At 55.5% G+C, this 19,760-nt stretch carries 13 protein-coding genes; 3 read left to right on the top strand and 10 right to left on the bottom strand.

Annotated elements, in window-relative coordinates:
* Positions 1-409: 409 nt before the first annotated feature.
* Both FYC48_RS09305 and FYC48_RS09310 read left to right on the top strand, forming a co-directional pair.
* Positions 410-1,840 (top strand): hypothetical protein, encoded by a 1,431-nt coding sequence (locus FYC48_RS09305; RefSeq protein ID WP_149496422.1) that lies wholly within the window; start codon positions 410-412, stop codon positions 1,838-1,840.
* A 193-nt stretch (positions 1,841-2,033) separates the two neighbouring features.
* Entirely contained in the window at positions 2,034-4,088 is a 2,055-nt protein-coding gene (locus FYC48_RS09310) for a recombinase family protein (RefSeq protein ID WP_149496536.1), read from the top strand.
* Between the two features lie 427 nt (positions 4,089-4,515).
* Here FYC48_RS09310 and FYC48_RS09315 read toward each other — a convergent pair whose 3' ends face one another.
* From FYC48_RS09315 to FYC48_RS09355, 9 genes are all read right to left on the bottom strand, one after another.
* Positions 4,516-7,023, bottom strand: coding sequence for a heavy metal translocating P-type ATPase (locus FYC48_RS09315; protein WP_149496423.1), 2,508 nt, complete (start codon positions 7,021-7,023; stop codon positions 4,516-4,518).
* A 236-nt stretch (positions 7,024-7,259) separates the two neighbouring features.
* Positions 7,260-8,021, bottom strand: coding sequence for a methyltransferase family protein (locus tag FYC48_RS09320; protein ID WP_149496424.1), 762 nt, complete (start codon positions 8,019-8,021; stop codon positions 7,260-7,262).
* Positions 8,022-8,207: 186 nt separating this feature from the next.
* Entirely contained in the window at positions 8,208-8,891 is a 684-nt protein-coding gene (locus tag FYC48_RS09325) for an ABC transporter ATP-binding protein (RefSeq protein ID WP_149496425.1), read from the bottom strand.
* 69 nt (positions 8,892-8,960) lie between these two features.
* Positions 8,961-10,190: an ABC transporter permease gene (locus FYC48_RS09330; protein ID WP_149496426.1), complete on the bottom strand. Its 1,230-nt coding sequence runs from the start codon at positions 10,188-10,190 to the stop codon at positions 8,961-8,963.
* 98 nt (positions 10,191-10,288) lie between these two features.
* The gene (locus tag FYC48_RS09335) at positions 10,289-11,065 is read right to left on the bottom strand and encodes a hypothetical protein (protein ID WP_149496537.1); all 777 of its coding nucleotides are present in this window, start codon (positions 11,063-11,065) and stop codon (positions 10,289-10,291) included.
* Positions 11,066-11,159: 94 nt separating this feature from the next.
* Positions 11,160-11,690: a hypothetical protein gene (locus tag FYC48_RS09340; RefSeq protein ID WP_149496427.1), complete on the bottom strand. Its 531-nt coding sequence runs from the start codon at positions 11,688-11,690 to the stop codon at positions 11,160-11,162.
* Positions 11,691-11,784: 94 nt separating this feature from the next.
* Entirely contained in the window at positions 11,785-12,459 is a 675-nt protein-coding gene (locus FYC48_RS09345) for a hypothetical protein (RefSeq protein WP_149496428.1), read from the bottom strand.
* 36 nt (positions 12,460-12,495) lie between these two features.
* Positions 12,496-15,750, bottom strand: a complete 3,255-nt coding sequence (locus tag FYC48_RS09350; protein WP_149496429.1) for an efflux RND transporter permease subunit — start codon at positions 15,748-15,750, stop codon at positions 12,496-12,498.
* Positions 15,751-15,761: 11 nt separating this feature from the next.
* Positions 15,762-17,264 (bottom strand): efflux RND transporter periplasmic adaptor subunit, encoded by a 1,503-nt coding sequence (locus FYC48_RS09355; RefSeq protein ID WP_235034167.1) that lies wholly within the window; start codon positions 17,262-17,264, stop codon positions 15,762-15,764.
* Positions 17,265-17,416: 152 nt separating this feature from the next.
* Between FYC48_RS09355 and FYC48_RS09360 the strand changes: the two genes are divergently transcribed.
* Positions 17,417-17,860: a hypothetical protein gene (locus FYC48_RS09360; RefSeq protein ID WP_149496430.1), complete on the top strand. Its 444-nt coding sequence runs from the start codon at positions 17,417-17,419 to the stop codon at positions 17,858-17,860.
* A 348-nt stretch (positions 17,861-18,208) separates the two neighbouring features.
* On the opposite strand, the gene FYC48_RS09365 is transcribed toward FYC48_RS09360, so the two are convergent.
* A complete protein-coding gene (locus FYC48_RS09365; RefSeq protein WP_160149420.1) occupies positions 18,209-19,597 on the bottom strand; it encodes a TolC family protein in 1,389 nt (462 codons plus the stop codon).
* Positions 19,598-19,760: the final 163 nt, after the last annotated feature.

The raw sequence follows: 19,760 nt of genomic DNA on the forward strand, positions 1-19,760 counted from the left end.
GGGGCACGCCGTAGCGGCTTGGGTTGAGTCTGTACAAGCATCAGGGCAAGAAGTCGGTCGATTTCGCGACGTGGAATTCGAATCCGCCCCTGACCACACCGCCCTCCTTGATAAAATTCGATTGTCACCGGTTTGCCGCGGAGCGTGAATGTTCCGTTCCTCGACTGACTGAGCCAGTCATAGAACGTCGGGACTGAGATCCCAAGCTCCGAAGCCGCATCCTTTGAATTCAGTAGTGAAGCATCCATTCCCTGTCCCACAAATTGGATCGATCCGAAACCGGTCGTCGTGCGGCGGGATTTTGAAGTGCGGCGGTCGCTACTGAGTCGCTGCCAGCGACTGGAGATTTTTTTCCTAAAAGCGCGAAACGCGATGCTGGTCGCGTTGTCTCCGGAGATTGAAATACGAGATGATCGACAACATTCAGCTAGCAATTCGGAAATATCAGCGATTCGTTCCTGATCCTTCGTTGGAGATGTCGAACACCTTGGCGATGCAACTGTCTGAATGGCTTGAGTTCGACGTTGGGCGCGTGGTTGATCGGCTGCTTGAACGTCCGGATTTCCGAAATCGCGTCCGATGGCCACTCGATTTTCTCGCCCATGACCAACGAGGTCGCAATCAGTTGACGACCCAGCACCGTGAGTTGCTGCTCGACGTCGACGGAAGAATTGTCAACCTTGCCCGGGAGTTGGTGACCCTGGCGGAGTCGGAGCGATTCGCACGGCTCCTCGAACAGCCCGGGAGGCAAGAGGCCGAAGCCAGAGGAAACGAGCCTTCCGGCTGGGAGCTGCAAAGCGGACTCAGCAAAATGCGAGATGTTGCCGAAAGGACCTGGGATGATCTGGTCTCAGCAAGGGACTATTTTCATCCGGCTCAGCCTCCTGTCGGGCCAGGTAATCTCCAGCATGGTAGTTTTCTTCCATATCTTCAGCCGAGACTTCGTCCCCCGGGAGATTTTGTATCGCGGTGTGCAGAAGTCCGTATCCGGGAACTGATCGAGGACGTCGAAAAGTTCTACCGGCGCCTCTGGGATCTTCATCGAGTGAACAACCTTCAAGCTGACTCGGAGTTGGCCGCATCGGGTGAGCTGCTGCAAGGGCTGCGAGAACGCTTCGCCGAACTTCGCCGAGTCTGTTTCGATGGACGCGATGCGAGGTTCCGCGACTCCTGTATCGCCCTTTTCCAAGTTTACGTCGGTTTCCGTCAAAACTTGTCCTTTGAGTGGTTGGGCCTACCAACGGAGTATTACCAGCGAATCGCTGACCTTCCTCATCGCGTCGAACGCCGCCACTTGTGGGATGTTCCCGAGCGTGCCTTTGAAGCTCTGAACGAGATACTTGAAGTTGCCCGAAGGGCAGTTCCGCCCGACGAAGTCATTGAGGAGCAAAAGGCGAAGAAGCGATTGGTTCTCGTCGAGGAGCAGCGTAGTGTTTTTCTCGACGGCGCACGCGCCGACACCGGACGCGATGTCGCCTGGCACGGAAAACACAGTTTGCAGTGGGAACTCCTCTGGACGCTCGCCGATCGTGCAATGGTCCGGCGCAACGTCGACGGCTACGACTTGAGCAATCCCAAGTCCACGCCGCCGGGTGAGGACGGCTCGCGGCTTCTCGAACCGCTTTCACATCAAGCCGTGAAGGATCGTCGAAGTGGATTGAAAAAGCTCATCTCGAATGAGCTCAATGCTATGGTTGAGTCGGCCGGCCCGGGCACCTACCGACTGAATCTGGAGCCAAATGAAATCTGCCTACTTGGCTGGTTCACCGAGGAACGGCTTGGCGAGCTTGATCCTCAGCCTGCTCGCCATTCTTCGTTCACTCGCTTCGCCGGACGCTAGAAATAGATGTGTATGTTTGAATTTTTTCTTCTGCTTGCCTCGAATTCTCAGGGAATTTCGGCTTACTGAGTGTCGGTCGCCAGCCGCGACTAAGTGGCGACCACCGTCGCCCAAAGTCTCCGCCGATGCCATGCGGTCACTAATGCGGCGGTTGGCCGTGTTCCGCATGGTGCTCTATCGCAGAGACCAAGAAATGCAAAGCACTATCACGGAAGTTGGACAAGCGAATCAGGGAGTCGCAAGGCAAGCTCTTGATCATTGGGCGGAGGCTGCCGAAAAATCTGGCATCGACCTGGACGGATTCGATCCTACGGCAAGTGACGAGGCATTGATCGATTGGGCTGTAGCAAACGGATTGACCATCGCAACGATTTACTCGCGTTACAGCACGGAAATGCAGCAATCGACGGCAGATCAAATCCGTGAATGCGTTATCTGGGCAGCAAAGAACGGGATCTTCGTCCCACCCTGCTTCATCTCAGTCGACGAAGGTGTCAAAGGTTCAAAGTCTAGACGCGTCGGCTTGAACCGGACCAGGCAGATTTTCTCGTCTCGGAAAGCTCGGGTGCTGTTGGTGTATAAGGCGAGCCGGCTGTTTCGCAGCGCGGGCAAGGGGTACCAGCTGATTCAAGAAGAAGTTGTCGAAGAGGGTTTACGAGCGGTTTCGGTATCACAGGGAATTGATACGGACGACAAAAAATCCTGGAAGTTGCAGTTGCAGATCCACGGCTTGATGGACGAGATGCTCCTAGACGTAATCGCGGACCACGTTCGTGATGGCCAAAAGGGTTTGTTCCTCGACCAGTTCACAACCGGCGCGCTGAGCGTCGGGTTTGTTCCTGAAGAGGTTCCAAATGCTCGCAAGACGAATCGCGGGCTCCCGCGGACCCGCCCAACTGTGGATCCAATTGCGGCTGCACTGATCCAAGAACATGCAAGGTTGATTCTTTGCGGTATGTCGCTACGGGAAGGCGTGCGAAGGTGGAACGAGGCGGGCGGGCCATGCGACCCTAGGTCAAGCAGCGGCCGAATGACATATCCCGCTTACCGGCGGCTGTTTTCGAACCCGAAACTGATTGGGCGTTGGGAATTCGGTCGGAAACGAAACGAATTTTCTTCCAAACGTGACTATGTCAAGCAAGTGGAACAATCGGAAAGCGAGGTGCTGGTGAAGCAGATTGACGAACTTCGGATCCTCGACGATCAGACATACTTTGCGCTCCAGCGAAAGTTCGAAGAGCGCAAGACCGGCCCTCGTGGACCGCGGAACGAGAAGGTCTCCAAGCTCTGGGACCTTGCGACTGAATGTTTCAGGTGTAGTCATTGCGGCACATCCGAGAAGCCTGTGCGTTTTCATATGGCGGGAGCCAACGGCCGCGGCATGCGGTGCTCCCAAGGCGAGACATGCTCCTGTTCAACTTGCCTGCACCGCAAAACGGCAGTGATCGAAGTTTGCTGTGAACTGGCAAAGCTGCTCGATGAGCAAGCCCAAACGATCGCTGAAGAGGTCAGTCGAATCCCCGATGATCGCGACCAATTTGTCGAAGAGACTCGAAAGTCAATTGCATGCGCCGAAATCGAACTTAAATCAATGGAGAATCGCGTTGACGCGTTGTTCGAACTCTATGCTGACAGCTCCGGGGACGGCCGGACGGAGGCGAGGTCTCACTTGCGCGCAGCTCAAATGCGTCGGGATGCAGTAGTTGCGGAACTCCGGGAACTACGCAATTCACTTGATACGAATCGTGAGCTCACGTACGACGAAGCATTGAGCCAACTTTCGGAGATGGCTTTATTGCTCCGCCGTGCCGCTCGCGACGAACTCGAGGGCGATGAGATTTTCCAGGCATTGAGTCTTTTCCGCTCGATCACTGGTGGGAGCATTGAGGTTGAGGTGCAAACACGTCGCGGGCGAAAACAGAAGGTCGCAGAAGGGATTATTCGTCCCCAAATCCGCGTGGCTTTGGCAGACTGGTCAGATACGCTGATTCCGGGGACGGATCCCAATGAAGAACTCCGGATTTGGCTACGGCGTCCACCGCGAGTTGACTTTCTTGCTGAACGCGTGCATCAGTTGATTGACGAACAAGGACTCAGCCACCGGCAGACCGCCAAGCAGCTTCAGCAGGAAGGGCACAAAATCAACTCGGGGAATGTTTGGTACAGCTACCGTCGGTGGTACGAAATGACCGGGCAGCCCATCCCAGTGCTTCCCTACAACAACGGGAACAAACGACAGTCCGCATAGTAGGATTGGAATTTGGTGCTGAGTGGACCGGTTTTATCAGGGCGTCCACCTTCGCCGAAAAGACTGCCGACCAGCGGATCCGTGTGACCATTCGCCTGCCCGGCTCAGTTCACAACTGAGCTGGGTTTTCTTGTCATAGGCCCTAAGAGAAACGCGTTGGCGTCCTTCGCTTTCGGCGCCTGGAAGAGCTGAATCCCGGCAAAATGAGGTAACCCACTGGCCCGAACACCTCGGCACTTGGCAATCCATTTCCGTAAGTTATTTGCCATCAACACTTTGCGGAATTCACTTTCAAAGTTGAATTCACCTTAGTTGTGTCCTCAACAAACGCGAATTCAACCACGATCGAAATTCAACGGTTCCCGACCATTTGGAAGACAGCTATTTTTTGCGGTTAGGAGTTTCCTTCTGTGCTTGATTTGCATGTTCAATTCTCGTTCTTCCCGTTTTCACTGTAAGCAAGGAGGCGAAGTGCGTTGAAAACGACGACGAGGGTACTCCCTTCGTGGAGCGCGACGGCGGGGCCGATGTTGAGGCCGAGAATTGTGGCAGGGACGAGGAACGCGACCATGCCGAGACTCATCCATAGATTTTGGCGGATGATGCGGCCGGTGGCACGGCTGAGTCCGATGGCTAGCGGTAGGTGCTCGAGGTTGTCGGCCATCAGCGCAACGTCGGCGGTTTCAAGTGCGACGTCACTGCCTGCGGCACCCATCGCAATTCCGACAGATGCGGATGCCATCGCAGGTGCGTCGTTGACTCCATCGCCAACCATTGCGACCCCGGTTTCGCTGTCAAGCTTCTTGATCTCGGCGACTTTGTCTTCTGGCATCAAGTCGCCGCGTGCTTCGTCTAGTCCGACGGCTTTGGCGACTGCATCCGCGACTTGTTGGTTGTCGCCAGAGATCATAATCATGCGTTTGATGCCGAGTTCACGCAGTCGAGCGATTGTGCGTTTGGCAGCTTCGCGAGGTGTGTCCATCAAACCGATGACGCCGAGGTAGCGATCGCCGTGACGAACAATCATCGTGGTACGGCCTTCGGATTCAAGAGATTCGACGGCTTGTCGAGTTGACTCAAGTAGCGGCGGACCGTCGACTTCGCTGAACAAGTCGTCTTTTCCGATGTGAGCCAGTGTGCCTTCAACTTCGGCTTGAATCCCACGTCCGGTAATGCTCTTCAAGTTCATCGCTTCGGGTATTGCAACCGCAGCTAGCGCCGTCGGCTCACGACTCTCGATCTCCCCCTGGTCCAACTTTATCTTTCCATCACGAACAACCGCTTTGGCGAGTGGATGATTGCTGAGGTCTTCCACGGCGACAGCAATCCGCAACAGTTCGGCTTCGCCGACGCCGTCGGCGGGACGAACATCGGTAACACGGGGCTCGCCCTCGGTGAGCGTGCCGGTCTTATCGAAGGCGACGGAATCGAGCTGTCCGAGACTTTCCAGAGGCCCTCCCCCTTTGACCAAAACGCCGCCTCGCGCCGCCCTCGCGACGCCACTAAGAACCGCACTTGGCGTCGCGATCGCCAACGCACACGGACTGGCGGCAACCAGGACAGCCATCGCTCGGTAAAACGCATCGCTGAATGATTCGTCGAGAATGAAGGGCGTGAAGAGAAGCAGGACGACGACCGCGATGACTAATGGTACAAAATACCGTTCAAATCGTTTCGTGAACTTTTGAGTTGGCGAGACTCGCGTTTCTGCTTCGCCGACCATTTTGACGACGCGGGCGAGTGTGTTTTCAGATGCCTTCTTGGTGACTTGTATTTCGATCGCACCTGCTTGATTGATCGTACCCGCGAAGACTCGATACTCGGAAGCAATCGATTCGGGGTCGGCCGCGGCGGCGTCTCGGTCAGTGACCGGTTGTTTATCGACAGGAACGCTTTCGCCGGTGATGGGTGCTTGGTCAACGCTCGAATCACCTTCGATGACAAAGCCGTCCGCCGCGATGCGTTCATCGGGTTTGACGATAATGATATCGCCGAGCTGTAGTTCTTCAACCGCGACTTCTGTTTCGTTCCCGTCGCGGCGTACTCTCGCGGTTCGCGGGGCAAGTTCCGATAGTGCCTCGATCGCTCGTTTCGCTCTGCCCATCGCGTAACCTTCCAGCGCGTGTCCAATGCTGAACAGAAACAGCAGCAGCGCGCCTTCGGCCCAAGCTCCTAAAGCCGCAGCACCCGCAGCCGCGACGATCATCAGGAAGTCAATCTCGAACTTGCCAGCTCTGATCTTCTCGATCGCTTCCTTGATCGTGAAGTAGCCACCGAAGAAGTAGGCGATTACGAACAAGGCTACCGAAATCCAATCGGCAAATTCAGCGAAGGTTTCTAGCAGCCAGCCGACCAGCAAAAATGCACCGCACAAGACCGCGAAGATGAGCTCGGTCTTTGGACCGAAAATTCCGCTATGAGCGTGTTTGTGGCCGGCATGACGCTGCGTATGGTGGTGGCCGTCATCATCGTCGTCAAGATCGGCGTGATCATCAACGGGCAGAGAGGTTTGCCACTGACGAAAAGCGTTAGCGATTTCTGATTCGCTAGTCAGCGTTCGATCGTATTCTACACGCACCGTTCCATCGGGTGACACGACCGCTTCGAGCACGCCGTCGATCCGAGTCAGTCGCGATTCGATCGCTGACGCCCTTCGCGCGTGCATCGACTTTGTAGTAGCGAGCCAATGGCCGTAACGCTGATCCAGTTCAACACCAACTCGCTTTGCCAGTTCTCGGACTTCACCTGTCGATACGATCGAGGGATCGTAGTGGATGCAGACTTGATCGGGATGTTCCGATTCGGTCCTCAGTAAATGCGTTGAGTCGATTCCCGCCTTCGTTTGCAGAAGGTCGGCCAATCGTTTGACGCAGTGGTCGTCGGAATCGGGAACGTCGGGAAGGAGCAGTCGTAGTTCAATCTTCTCTTTGTTCATGGTGACGTTTTATCGGTTGTGAAGTCACTGCGAACTTCCCGAAAGCCGGGAGTCGTCCGTGCGGTCGCGACGTTTAGCAGACAGTCATTGATGTCTCGACGCTCGCGGTGATAGCGACGCGCCCCACCTGCTCGTCGGAAACTTGGAATCCCTCAAATTCGAATCGATTGAGGATGCATTCCACTCATATGCTGGTGATTCACGGTTTCCTGAAGCGTCGCTTTTCATGTTGGGGATCATTTTGCTGCCTCGTACAAAATTCGCTCGTATTTAAGCCAGCGTCGAAGTTGGCGTTTCATCACTCGGGCAACGATGTAGGTCAGTATCCCGCTGGCGAGAAGGACGTACCACGAGGTTTCAATTTCGACATTCCCTTCCTGGGCATAGTGCATGGCAAATTCGAGTGTCGGAAATGTCAACGCAATCACGGCAACGGCTACGGATTCGGCGCGAATAACTTTGGGGAAGTCGATTGGCTGTTCCGCGGACCTCCATTGCCGTAGCTTCGGCACGAACGCTGGCGTGCGATTGGCCCACTCCATGAATTTGCGACCGAACTTGCGTCGCAAGAAAATTTCTTCAACGAACATGATCCGTTCATAGTACAACGTGAACGCCATCGCATAGAATACGATCAACCATGGTGATGCTGAGAGCAATACGATGCCCAGGGCAATTAAGAAATTGCCAAGGTACAGTGGATGTCGGACTACCGAATAGAAACCAGATGTATTGAGCGACTCGGCAAGTTGTGTATGCGTGTTTCGTCCCGATGTCCCTTCGGCAGCGTGGCCGACGGTGTGGCAACGAACGAACAAACCGACCAGCGAGACGCTAAGGCTGAAAATACTCCAAGCGAAATGCAGATTCGGGTTCGACTCGATAGCCGGGTATCGAAGCACGGCTATTACGATCAGCGGTAAGAACACGAACGGAAGATAGCTGCGCCAACGAAACAGCCATGATCCTGTGCGTTCAAAATCTTCAATGAGTGGCATGTGGTAATGTCGTGATGGGAAGCGAATGGGGCGGTTCCCGGTGCGTCGGCTGGTGAGTGACGCGGTCCGGGAACTTGGCTGACGGCTGAATGGCAACCGGCAGTGTTCGAGTTGGGAATCAGGGAGGTACGGAGAGGGGGAGACAAGGAGACCATGCTCCCCCACTCTCAACTCCACATCTTCTTTTTAAGCAACTTTTGCTGTCGAAACCTCATGGGTCACTCCAGCGACGAGTCGTATCGTGCGGTGTGCGAACGCGGCGGTGTCGGCGTCGTGGGTGACCATGACGATCGCTCGCCCGTCTTGGTGAAATTCATTCAGGTAATTCATTACCTGCTGGCGGGTTTCTGAATCGAGGTTTCCGGTCGGTTCATCGGCCAGGATGATTTGCGGATCGTTAGCGAGCGTCCTTGCCAACGCGACTCGTTGTTGCTGTCCTTGGCTCATTTCCGACGGACGGTGATCGGTTCGATCGGACAATCCGACACGGTCGAGCATCTCCATCGCACGCTCTTCTTGTTGCTTGGCAGTTTTGCCGGACAACATCAGTGGGATTTGCACGTTTTCGCGAGCGGTCAGCCACGAGATCAAGTTGAACGACTGAAAGACGAATCCGATCTTTTGGCCTCGCAACGCCGTGCGCTCTTCGACGGACAGGTCGTACAACGACTGGCCATCGAGCATCACGTCGCCGGTTGACGGGGCGAGCATTCCACCGAGGACGGATAGCAACGTGGTCTTGCCACTACCGCTGGGGCCAACGATTGCGATGAAGTCGTTGTCGGGAATCGTGAGGTCGGCGTTGTCGAGCGCCGTAACGATCTGGCCTCGGCGTTCGTAAGTCTGGGTAACGGAAGTGAGTTGGTACATATCTTGGTTCGACTTGAAGTGTGTTTATTGATATTGGAAGTGAGATCTTTCGATCACGCGACGCAGCGATCAGGCGTCGTTGAAAACAAGGCAGGGATCGAGACCAGCGGCTCGGCGGGCGGGCAGTAGGCTGGCGACGACCGCGACGATCGTTGCCGATGCCATCCCCACGCCCAACAGCATCGGCATTGGACGTACATGAATGCCCAGCAACTGTGGTCCCAGTACTGCGGCGACAATCGTGCCGACAATGAAGCCCACTGCACCACCGGCGAGTCCCAAGATTGCGGCTTTGCCAAGAAACATCCGCGTCACGAAATTGCGACTGGCTCCGATTGCCATCAGCGTTCCAATTTCTTTGCGACGCTCGGTCACGTTGGCATACATCACACTGGCGATGCTCGCTGCACCGACCAACAACAGGATCGACAGAAAGACCCAAGACAAACGCGACATCAAACCGTTGACTGCGACCTGTGTTTGAACAACCTGTGCGATCGTGACGATTCGCGTTTCGGGAAGTTCGGCGGAAAGGTTCGTGATCAAACCGCCAGCGGCGTCTTCACAGCACGCCATGATTTCGATGACGTTCACCACCGGCCCTGCACCAGACAGGTCTTGGACGCTGTGCAAGTGAGCGAACATGCGCCCGTCGTCGATCGTGCCGGTCGAAGGCAACACAGTGAGTACTGTGAAATCTTCACCGAATAGAGGCAGCCTATCGCCAGTTTTCGCTCCAAGTTGGCTTGCGAGATCACCTCCGAGGATCACATCGCGGTCGCCCAGTTCGGCGATGGTACGTGTCGTCGCCAGCGAGTTCGGATCGTTGTCGACTTCACTGGTGTCAGCGGCGGTCGCACAACAACCGCGATCACTGCCGACCGCATTGCCCAACATACCTAGTCCCTGCCAAGAGGCTTTGGCTTGAAACTCACTCTTGGGCAGGATGCCGGTCAGTGTGACGGGAATCGTGTCCACGTCTGCCTCGACGCACAACTTGGGAGCAAGGTTTTCAACACCGGGCAATCGAGCGAGCGCAAGACGGGTGACGTATTCCTCGGGCATCGTATGCCCGTGCATGTCGGCACCGTAATAGTCCTGCAGCGTGACGCTCGGTGGCAGCACCAACACGTTCGCACCGAGCGACTCCATGTCACCGGCGATCTTGCGTTCTGAAAACACGGTGATGTTCTGAATCGCAACAAGCGCTGTGACGCCAAGCGTGACGGCCAGCAAACTAGTGAGCATCGGCGTCGGCCGTTGCCAGAGTTCTTTCCAAATCAGGTGACGAAGTTTCATGGAGTCCGTTCCTTGTAATTGATGTTGGTTGATTTGAGATTGAAGATTTTGGGAGCTGGGAGCGATGGCCTCCCACCTCCCCCTCTCCAAACTTCTTTCTAGCGTCGTGCTGGTTGCGAAGCCTGAGCGGATTTGTGGTGCTTGCAGTTTTCGTCGTCGCAGCATTTTCCTGCGGCGGCTAACTTCTCGGCCAACACTTCGAAACTGACGCTGGCATTGAAGGTGCCGACCATGACACCTGGAGGTGCCATGAATGCGACGACGGACGTACGCTGGTTGGTGGGAACTCGCAATAGTTTCAGAAACTTGGCTTCGCCCGGATCGCTCGCCAAAACAGACACGACTTCTGTGCGGTTTGAATACAGCTTGTCCGCCTGAAACTGACGCACGCCGACCGGAATTTCGGTGGACGGAGCCGGTTGAGCGCACAGCACGACAAGCTTCTTGTCTTGCAATGCCTTGAGACAACTTGCTTGTCCGGGAGAGACAATCGCCGCAGTCAGTTGATGGGAGGTCACTTTCTGTGGGAAGACGCTGCATACCGCCCCGTTCGGAGCCAGCACGGCGACAGCTGGCATCGGAATCCGAGTTGCATCGAATTTCTTGACCAATGCCTGCTCGGCTTTGTCCGCGATCTGAACCGGAACGATCACGGCATCGCGGCGTTCGGCTAATGTGGACTTGATGGTTCCGTGCATGGCCTGAGCAGCGGCATCGTTGCCGCGATAGAACATCACGAAGGCAAACTGGTTGTTCTGTGCCGCAGTCGCGACGGCTTGCTCGCCGGGACTGGCCGCGTGTGCTGAAGGGCTAACATTTAAAAAAGCACTCAGCAGCGCCACGGTCAGTCCGTAGGTTGAAACGATCCTTGTCATTGGGAAACTCCATTTGGTTTGCCGAAGGTTCAGTGAGCCGTCGTGTTCGCTCGGCTGACGAACATGGGCCGTTGGAAGTTGCAGATTGTTGGAATCAGTGATCATGTCCTTCGTGGTCGTGATCGTGCGAGATCGTGCCGCGATAAGACTTGCCGTTGATGGTCAGAACCAGACGCGGGTCCGCTCCTTCTTCATCAAGGTGATGAGCGAGTTCTTCATTATTGGAGACGAAGCGAGAGGATTTGCCTTGTGGATCGTTCGTATCCGGTGAGGCGGTCAGCGTGAATTGTTCCGGCTTGCCGTCATGCTTGGCGTTGATTGTGACTTCGGTTGCGTCAATCGAAACCTGCTCTGTGGCAGCCCCGTTGAGGACATAGATGGTGACTGTCCCTGCATCGTCGTCATGCAGAATCTCGGCGTGATATTCTTCGTTGCCCAACTCAATCAGGTCACCATGATGTGGACCTTCGCTCGGATGAGCGTGGCCAGCGTGATCGTCATGCGAATCCATCGTGTTTGGCGGACCGGCAGTTTCTGGACCATTAGAATTTTCGTTGGAACAGCCAGCGACAGTCATGGCCATCAACGCGAACGATAGGGTGAGTGAAGCAGAGACGGTTTTCATTGCATTCTCCGGTGAGGAATGTGGTATATGAAGTGGCTGGCAACCGACTGAACACATTCGAGCGGCTGCCAGCCGTGTTGGCTATTCGTATTGATCAATGTTCGTGATGTGTTTCGAAGCCGTTGTTTCGCAGCCAATCCTGCCAGCCTGCGGCGGCTTGATGAGATGCGACTTCAACGTGTTTCCACTGCGGACAACGAACGCTGACATCCTTGTGACCGCCGTGGTCTTCAGTTCGCACTTCGCATCCGAGCCCCTTCATCAGCGCAACCAGTTCGGACATCTGAGCCGCATCGCGTGAATGAATGGTTTTCCAGTTCGGCAATAAGTACGAAACTTCTTCTGCTTCGCCGGGACCGTGGTCGTGCCCCGCGTGGCTGTGACCGGCATGGTCATGGCCGGAGTGATCGTGACCATCGTGAGCGTCATGGCCTGTCCCGTGGTCGGCAGCATGGCCGTGGACAGTCTCGAACCCGGCTTTCTTCAGCCACTCTTCCCACTGGTGAGCCAGCTTGTCGTTGGCGAGTTCCATAACCTGCCATTTCACAGATCGGTAGATCACATCCGTGTGCCCGCCGTGTGAGTCCATGCGGGCTTCGCAGCCGAGTTTCCTGACAGCCGCCAAGTGCTGTTCGGCCTTGCGTGCATCATCGAAGTGCATTTCCTTCGTGTTAGACAGGCGGTAGGCGATTGCTTCGCCTGCTTCCGACGCACTCGACAGAATCAGGACTGCCAAACAGCAGACGACGGTTTTCGTAACGTTCAACATGGTTATCTCCTTCAGAGATTCACCGACTGTCACCCGTCATTGGGCAGCAGGAGCGGTAACAGGTTCAGTGGTCTCCGTAGTCCCGGACGAAGTGAGATTTCTTTCACGGGTGAAGTGTTCCTCGTCGGCTTCCTCGACGAGGGCAACTTCCGTATTCGATTCATTGACGACTCGCTCGGCTTCCTTCAGACCGATCAGCCAGAAGAGTGCCGGATGCACGAAGAAGTCGAGCAGCGTCGAACTAATAAGCCCGCCAAGGATGACTGTCGCGACTGGATAAAGGATTTCCTTCCCCGGCTCGCCAGCCGCCAGCACAAGCGGCACCAGACCGATACCTGTCGTCAGAGCCGTCATCAACACCGGTGCCAGACGTTCCAGTCCAGCACGGACAATCATTTCTTTGGTCCAGCTTTCGCCTTCGTACTTGACCAGATGCAGGTAATGATTCAGCAGCAGAATGCCATTGCGAGTCGCGATGCCGGCCAGCGAAATGAAGCCGACCATCGCAGCCACCGTCAGCGTCTGCCCGGTGATTACCAGTGCAACGACCGAACCAATGAAAGCCATTGGCAACGCCATCATCACTTGCAGCGAGAGATTGACGCTACGGAACATCGTGAACAACACGAGGAACACGCCGATCATCGATACTGCAAACAAGGCTCCGATGATTCGCGATGCTGATTGCTGGCTTTCAAACTGGCCGCTGTATTCGACGAAGTAGCCGGGCGGGAGCGATTCGACGACCGGACGCACTCGTTTCTGAATGTCTTGTACGACATCCACAACACCGCGATCTGACACGTTGCATTGCAAGACAATCCGACGACGAACATTCTCGCGGTTCACGGTGTTGGGACCGCCCGACTCGTAGATGTTGGCGACTGCTTCCAAAGGCAGTTTGCCGCCATCTTCCATGTCGATCGTCAGCCGCCGAAGTGCTTGCAGGTTCTCGCGGTAGTTCTCGTCCAGCCGAATCAGCAAGTCGAATGTTCGCTGGCCAATCAGGACTTCGGACACCACCTGCCCGTTCATTGCGGTTTCAATGAATTCGTTGACTTCGACCGGCGTGAGTCCGTATTGCAAGAGCTGATCGCGGTCGAGTTCGATGCGAAGCTGAGGAATCGTGACCTGTGGTTCGACCAGCAAGTCTTTTACGCCTGGAACTGACTGCATGGCGGACTTCATTTCCTCCGCTTTGCGACGCAGCGTGTCCAGATCATCGCCGTAAATCTTCATCCCGATTTGAGCTTTCACACCGGATAGCATGTGCGAGATCAGGTGGGCCAGCGGCTGTTCTACTGCGGTCACAATGCCCGGTATGTCGGCCATCGCTTCGCGGATTTCTTCGAGTTGTTCTTCTCGGGATCGAGGCGACTCCGGATCGAGTTCCAGAATGAACTCGCTCATGTTCACACCTTCAGCGTGTTCGTCGAGTTCGGCTCGTCCTGTGCGGCGAACGAACTGCTCGATGTCTTCAATCTGCTTGAGCCGATTCTCGACGCGGCCAGCGATATCGTTCGACGTTTCGAGCGATGTACCCGGCGGGAGAACGACGTTCAGTTGAACAGCACCCTCGTTGAACGGGGGCAGGAAGTCCCGTTCGAGCCGGAAGACGAATAGCGCCGCCAGAGCGACCAACACTGCGGTCACAGTCAGATTGAATCGCGGAAACAACAGGCTGAAGCGAATGACTTTGTTGCCAACCCATTTGACTGCTCGCAGAACAAAGCCGTCTTTCTCATGTTCAGTAAGCTTGCGGCCTCCCAACAGCCAGTACGACAGCACGGGAGTCACCGTCAGTGATACCAGCAGCGAAGACACAATCGAGACGATGTACGCAACACCCAGCGGAGCAAACAGACGGCCTTCCATTCCCGACAGGGCAAAGAGCGGAACGAAAACCAGAATCACGATCATCGTGCCGAAGACGATTGAGTTGCGAATCTCGACACTCGCCTGAAACACAACCAGCAGCGGATTCTTCGGATTCGTTCGGCTACGATTCTCTTTCAGTCGCCGGAAGATGTTCTCAACGTCAACAATCGCATCGTCGACCAACTCGCCAATGGCAACCGCAAAACCACCCAGCGTCATGGTGTTGATTGAGAGACCGAAGAACGAGAACACAATGATCGACATCAGCAGCGACAACGGAATTGCTGTCAGCGTGATAAACGTCGTGCGAAAGTTCATCAGGAACAGAAACAGGATGATGACGACGAGAACGCCGCCGTCTCGCAATGCTTCCACGACGTTTTCAATCGCTCGGTCGATGAATGATTTTTGTGTATAGAGCGGCTCGATTCGCAGATCGCTCGGCAGCGATGGCCGCAGGTCATCAATCGCCGCCATGACATCATCCGTCACACGCCGTGTATCGGCTCCCGGTTGCTTGTTGATGGTGAGAATAACAGCGGGACCACCGGAGAAGTTGCCTTCGTCGCCTCGAACGAAGGCGGAACTGTCGCCGCGTTTGACCTGCGGTCCTTCGACTACGCGAGCAATTTGTGCCAATGCAATCGGTCGGCCTTCTCGCATCGTAACGACCACCTTTTGCAGGTCTTCAATCGACTGCACACGCCCCAAAGCTCGGACCAACAACTCATTTGGTCCTTGCTCATCGAGATAGCCGCCAGTCGCGTTCTCATTGCTGTTCTGAACCGCTTGCTTCACTTCATGAAGCGTCACCCCGTATCTCAACATGGCGTCGGGGTCGACCAGTACCTGAAACTGCCTACGACCGCCGCCGATCGTGAAAACCTGCGAAACGCCGGGGATCGTCAGCAATCGCTGCCGAACGACCCAATCGCCGAGTGTCCGCAATTCGAGTGGTTGAGTTGCATTGTTATCGCTCCACACGCCCAGCATCAGAATCTGGCCCATGATGGACGAGATCGGTGCCAGCGTTGGCTTGACACCTTCCGGCATGCGTTCCTGAACGAGTTGCAGCCGCTCGTTGACAATCTGCCGGTCATTGTAGATGTCGGTGCCCCAGTCGAACTCAACGTAGATCACGGAGATTCCGACGCCCGATGAACTGCGAACGGCCTGAACACCGTTGGCCCCGTTCATCGTGGTTTCGATGGGAAATGTAATCAGCGTTTCAACTTCCTCCGGAGCCAGCCCCGGTGCTTCGGTCATAATGACCACGCGAGGACGATTCAGATCGGGAAAGACATCAATCTGCGAATGGGTTGCCTGCCACGTTCCATATCCAATAAGGAATAGAGCGGCAGCAATGACAAGCAGACGTTGTCTCAGTGCGAATCGAATAATGGCGTTTAGCATGGTGTGGCCCCTTAGTGGTTGTGACCTGCGTGCGGATCGACTCCGCCGCCAGCCTTGTTCTTGAGGGCCATTTGCATCTGGTGAGCACCACGCAGTGCCACCACATCACCCGAAAAGAGCGAACCGTCGTTTTCGATCACAGCCGAATACTGATCGCGGTACTTCACATGGACCGGCACGCGGTCAAAGTGGTCACCGTTCTGTTGAAAGACAAACGACTCGGCTCCTTCGCGAGCTACCGCATCAACCGGCAACACAATCTGGTCCGGCCACTCCTCGACCGGGACTCGCAGTTGCAGCCGTTGTCCCGGCAGATACTTCCATTCGACGTAACGATTGCCGTCCTCACGACGATCCTTCGCGACTTCGTTAGGCAGGCGAACATAGAAGTGCAGTGTTCGTGATGCGGGATCGACGGTGTTCGCAAGATACGCAATCTTCAAGCCTTCGACGACCTGTATCTCGTCGCCCGGTTGCCGGAAGATCGCATCAACGGTCCATTCTTTGTCAGATGTCTGACGGAGCTGGCTCACGTCCTGCTCAAACGCCATGCCTTCGATGAACAGTTCGTCGTAGTCAGCCAGAATGCAGAGCGTTTCGCCAGCGGCGACCGATTGCCCCTTATGAACATCCAGTTGCTGTAGAGTCAAAGGACCGGAATGTGGCCGTTCAGCGTTCGGTTGCTCTATAGGCTGCTGATAGCTCGCCTGACTGATGAACCGGCGTGTTAGTTTCAATTCGTCGTTACCGTGACTGTCGATTGACGGTGCGAAGATTTGTAACTCCCGCAGCAGTCGACGCTCGGATGCGATCTGATCAACTTGAGCTTCCGAAAGTCCGTGCAACTTGAGTGCTTCCCGTTGGGCACGTAGCAACGCGGTCAGTTTGTCACGAGCGTATTCGCGATCCAGCAGTAGCTTTCCCGCTACGGCACCGCTCTGAGTGACGCCTTGAAGTCGCTTGATCTCTCGTTCTTCAACTTCCAATTCACCGAGCGTCTTGACGAATTCCGTCTGTGCGTTGACGAGGTCTTCATGAGTCAGCCGAATCTGAAACAGCAGCGTTCCCGGTTCAACAGCTTCCCCCTGCACAGCGTGAACGTGAGTGATCACGCCGGTCATCGGTGTCGCCACCTGCACGCGAGTCCGACCGGGCCGCTCCACGACGACAGCAGGAACGGTGATCGACCTGCGAAACGTCTCCAGTTTGACCGGTTGAATTGTCTCGTCGGATAGACCGATGTTTCGCAATGCCTGCGCCGACAACTCCAGCGAAGTCTCGTCGCTATGTCCCGCATGGGCACCGTGATCGTGTCCCGCGTGCGGATCATCTTCCACATGACCGTCGTCGGACGAAGTCTCAACTCCGCCACGGAACGCGGTCACGGTGCTGTCGACCCATGCCGTGGCCGCAGGGAACCAACGATTCCAAGTTGCGAGGCCGACAACGGCAACAAGCAGCAGTCCGACGAACCAGACCCACTTCATTGGGATTTTGGGAAAACGTATCTTCATTGTTCTGTATCCAGCACACGGGAAATCATCCAACCTGCGTGCGATATGCCTCATGTCTGAGACAAGCGCAGCGGAAAGCGATCAATCAATCGCAAGGGGATCAGACCAAGGCAAAGAGCGCATCCGGCATCGCTTGTGGGACGAGAGCATCAGTGGCATCGAAAGCCACCGGTCGTCACGCGCGGGAGCCGGAGAAAAACCTTGGTCGCGTGCTGTTACAGCCGCCAGACCTGAGAAATGGCGCGTGCAGTACCCGAGTTCCAGAGCGGATCGGGGGGCGATTCGGCGGCCAAGTTCAATGCAACCAGACGATCGATTGCGTCAACATTCAGCGCATCGCAGAGATTCTGGCACCACATCGAGAATGTGAGCATCAGTTCGACATCACTGATTCGCTGCACCGAAGTGAAGCTGCAATCGCCATGATCGCAGTCGTGTTGGTGACCATCATCATGCTGATTGCCGCAGTCGTTCTCAGCGTTTTCGCCACACGAATCGGAATCATCGTGGTGATGAGGAACGTGTTCGTGGTCGTGCAAACTGTCCTCGTCAGCTTGCTGAACCGCAGCCGTCAGTCCGTGCGAATCGCAGCATGAATGATCATGGTGCGCACAGCATCCCAGCATTGCATGTAACGCAACTGCTGCCGTTGTCAGGATGCTGATGATGCTGTGAAACATGAACTTAAGGCTTGACTCTAACGTTTGTTGGCGCGTTGCTCCCGCCGATTGGATTTGTATCGGTTATTCCGGCAACGGTCTACAGTGATTCCTCTTGGCTGGACAGTTAAGCAACTAGCGTGCCAAAGGCGAATTCGTCACTTAGAAGGTGGAAATGCTTGGGAAATGGCGGACCTGCCGCGACTACGAATATTGTAAAGTCTTCACTTTGATTGAAAGTGTCGACCATTTGACACTCCGCTGTTGGCAGGCAAATGCCCAGCACTACTGACCGCTCAAAGCCTGCCCACGCAGATCGTCCCCAACGTCGTATGTGACGACATTCGACAGTCCGCCCGTGAGGAGCAGTCCGTCGATCTTAGCGTTGGCTTGAGCCAATTGGCCCATCGCAGTGACGTACTTCAGGTTTGCGTCGAAGTAGGCTCGTCTAGCGGTCAACACACGCAAAAAGTCAAACTCTCCTGCGTCCCGAGCTTGCTGCATCAGCTTCAGCGTTTCGTCCGCTTTGGGCAGAATCGACTGCTCGTACTGTCGTACTGTGGCCTCGGCAATGTTGTACTCTCGCATGACTTGAGACAGATCGCGGCGAATGCCCTGACGAATTCGCTGCACGTTTTGCGTCGCTGCACAGTATTCGGCCTGAGCCGCCCGGATGTTGCCCTGATTCTTGTTGTGAACGGGAACAGGAAGGCTCAACTGGACGTTGGCGAACGCATTTCCAGTCCCATCATCCCCACCCGCACCAAGCTGTGCGGTCACGTTTGGAATCGGTTGCACCTGCTGACGCTGTATGTTCGCTCGCGCCCGATCGACACGAGCCTGAGCAGCCGCCAACTGTGGACTCATTGCCACAATCTGTGCGAACTCCGCTTCCGCGTCGCGTGACTTGACCGCCGCGTCCAATTCTCCAATCAACGTCGGCGTTCCAAGGTCAGGAACACCGGCCAACGCTGCGAGTTCATTCAGCGCCGCTGACAATTCAAACTTGGCTCGTTGAATCGACAGATCGACTTCATTGAGTTGAATCTCCGACTGCAAGACGTCTGGTCGAGTGCCAACCTTGGCGTCAACTCGTTCTTCGGAAACCGTCACGCCCTCTTGGGCGACGCTGCGGAAGTCTTTGGCCAGTTGCAGGCGCTTCTGAGCAGCCAATGCGTCGTAGAAAGCAAGCCGAATGTCGGTGCGAACTCGCTGGCGTTGCGTTTCGATTTGCCAATTCATCGCGTTCACATCGTGGCCGATCACCTGACGGTTCCACGCGAGCTTGTCGCCGCGAACAAAGGTCTGTGAAACAAACGCTCCGTGAAGTCCACCGGCACCTTCGTTGCCAATTTCTTCGCCAAAATACCCGATGGTCGGGTTGGGTTTGAGTCCGACCTGCGTCCGTATGCCACCAGCTCGGGCCGAAGCCGCATTGGCCTGTTGAATCGCGGGATTGTTTGCCAATGCCAACTGTTCGATGGCATCGAGCGTAATGCCGGGTTCGCCCATCGCGAAACCTTCAACTTTAACCGGCACAGCAAGCTGAATTTCCGAGTCAACCGAATCCTCGGTTCCTTCACCCGGCTCGTCATCGCGAAATACAACGGCCTGAACTTCCGGCACATCACGGACTTCAGGTGATGCGTTCGCGTCGACTAACGACTCCGCCACAGTGACTTGTGTTGGAGTCGAATAATGTCGGGCCAAATGTTGTCGTGCAGTGGAGCAGCCAACACTGACCACCGGTACTGCCGTCAAAGCGAGCAGGAGGTATCTCTTAAATGAACACATGGCAAACGTCTCTTAGGGCGGTGAACAAAACAATCTGAACAGG

Source organism: Roseiconus lacunae, assembly GCF_008312935.1.
GTDB lineage: Bacteria > Planctomycetota > Planctomycetia > Pirellulales > Pirellulaceae > Stieleria > Stieleria lacunae.

Coding starts and splice junctions, on each gene's coding strand:
- FYC48_RS09305 (WP_149496422.1), top strand. CDS start 410: ATGATCGACAACATTCAGCTAGCAATTCGGAAATATCAGCGATTCGTT.
- FYC48_RS09310 (WP_149496536.1), top strand. CDS start 2,034: ATGCAAAGCACTATCACGGAAGTTGGACAAGCGAATCAGGGAGTCGCA.
- FYC48_RS09315 (WP_149496423.1), bottom strand. CDS start 7,023: ATGAACAAAGAGAAGATTGAACTACGACTGCTCCTTCCCGACGTTCCC.
- FYC48_RS09320 (WP_149496424.1), bottom strand. CDS start 8,021: ATGCCACTCATTGAAGATTTTGAACGCACAGGATCATGGCTGTTTCGT.
- FYC48_RS09325 (WP_149496425.1), bottom strand. CDS start 8,891: ATGTACCAACTCACTTCCGTTACCCAGACTTACGAACGCCGAGGCCAG.
- FYC48_RS09330 (WP_149496426.1), bottom strand. CDS start 10,190: ATGAAACTTCGTCACCTGATTTGGAAAGAACTCTGGCAACGGCCGACG.
- FYC48_RS09335 (WP_149496537.1), bottom strand. CDS start 11,065: ATGACAAGGATCGTTTCAACCTACGGACTGACCGTGGCGCTGCTGAGT.
- FYC48_RS09340 (WP_149496427.1), bottom strand. CDS start 11,690: ATGAAAACCGTCTCTGCTTCACTCACCCTATCGTTCGCGTTGATGGCC.
- FYC48_RS09345 (WP_149496428.1), bottom strand. CDS start 12,459: ATGTTGAACGTTACGAAAACCGTCGTCTGCTGTTTGGCAGTCCTGATT.
- FYC48_RS09350 (WP_149496429.1), bottom strand. CDS start 15,750: ATGCTAAACGCCATTATTCGATTCGCACTGAGACAACGTCTGCTTGTC.
- FYC48_RS09355 (WP_235034167.1), bottom strand. CDS start 17,264: ATGAAGATACGTTTTCCCAAAATCCCAATGAAGTGGGTCTGGTTCGTC.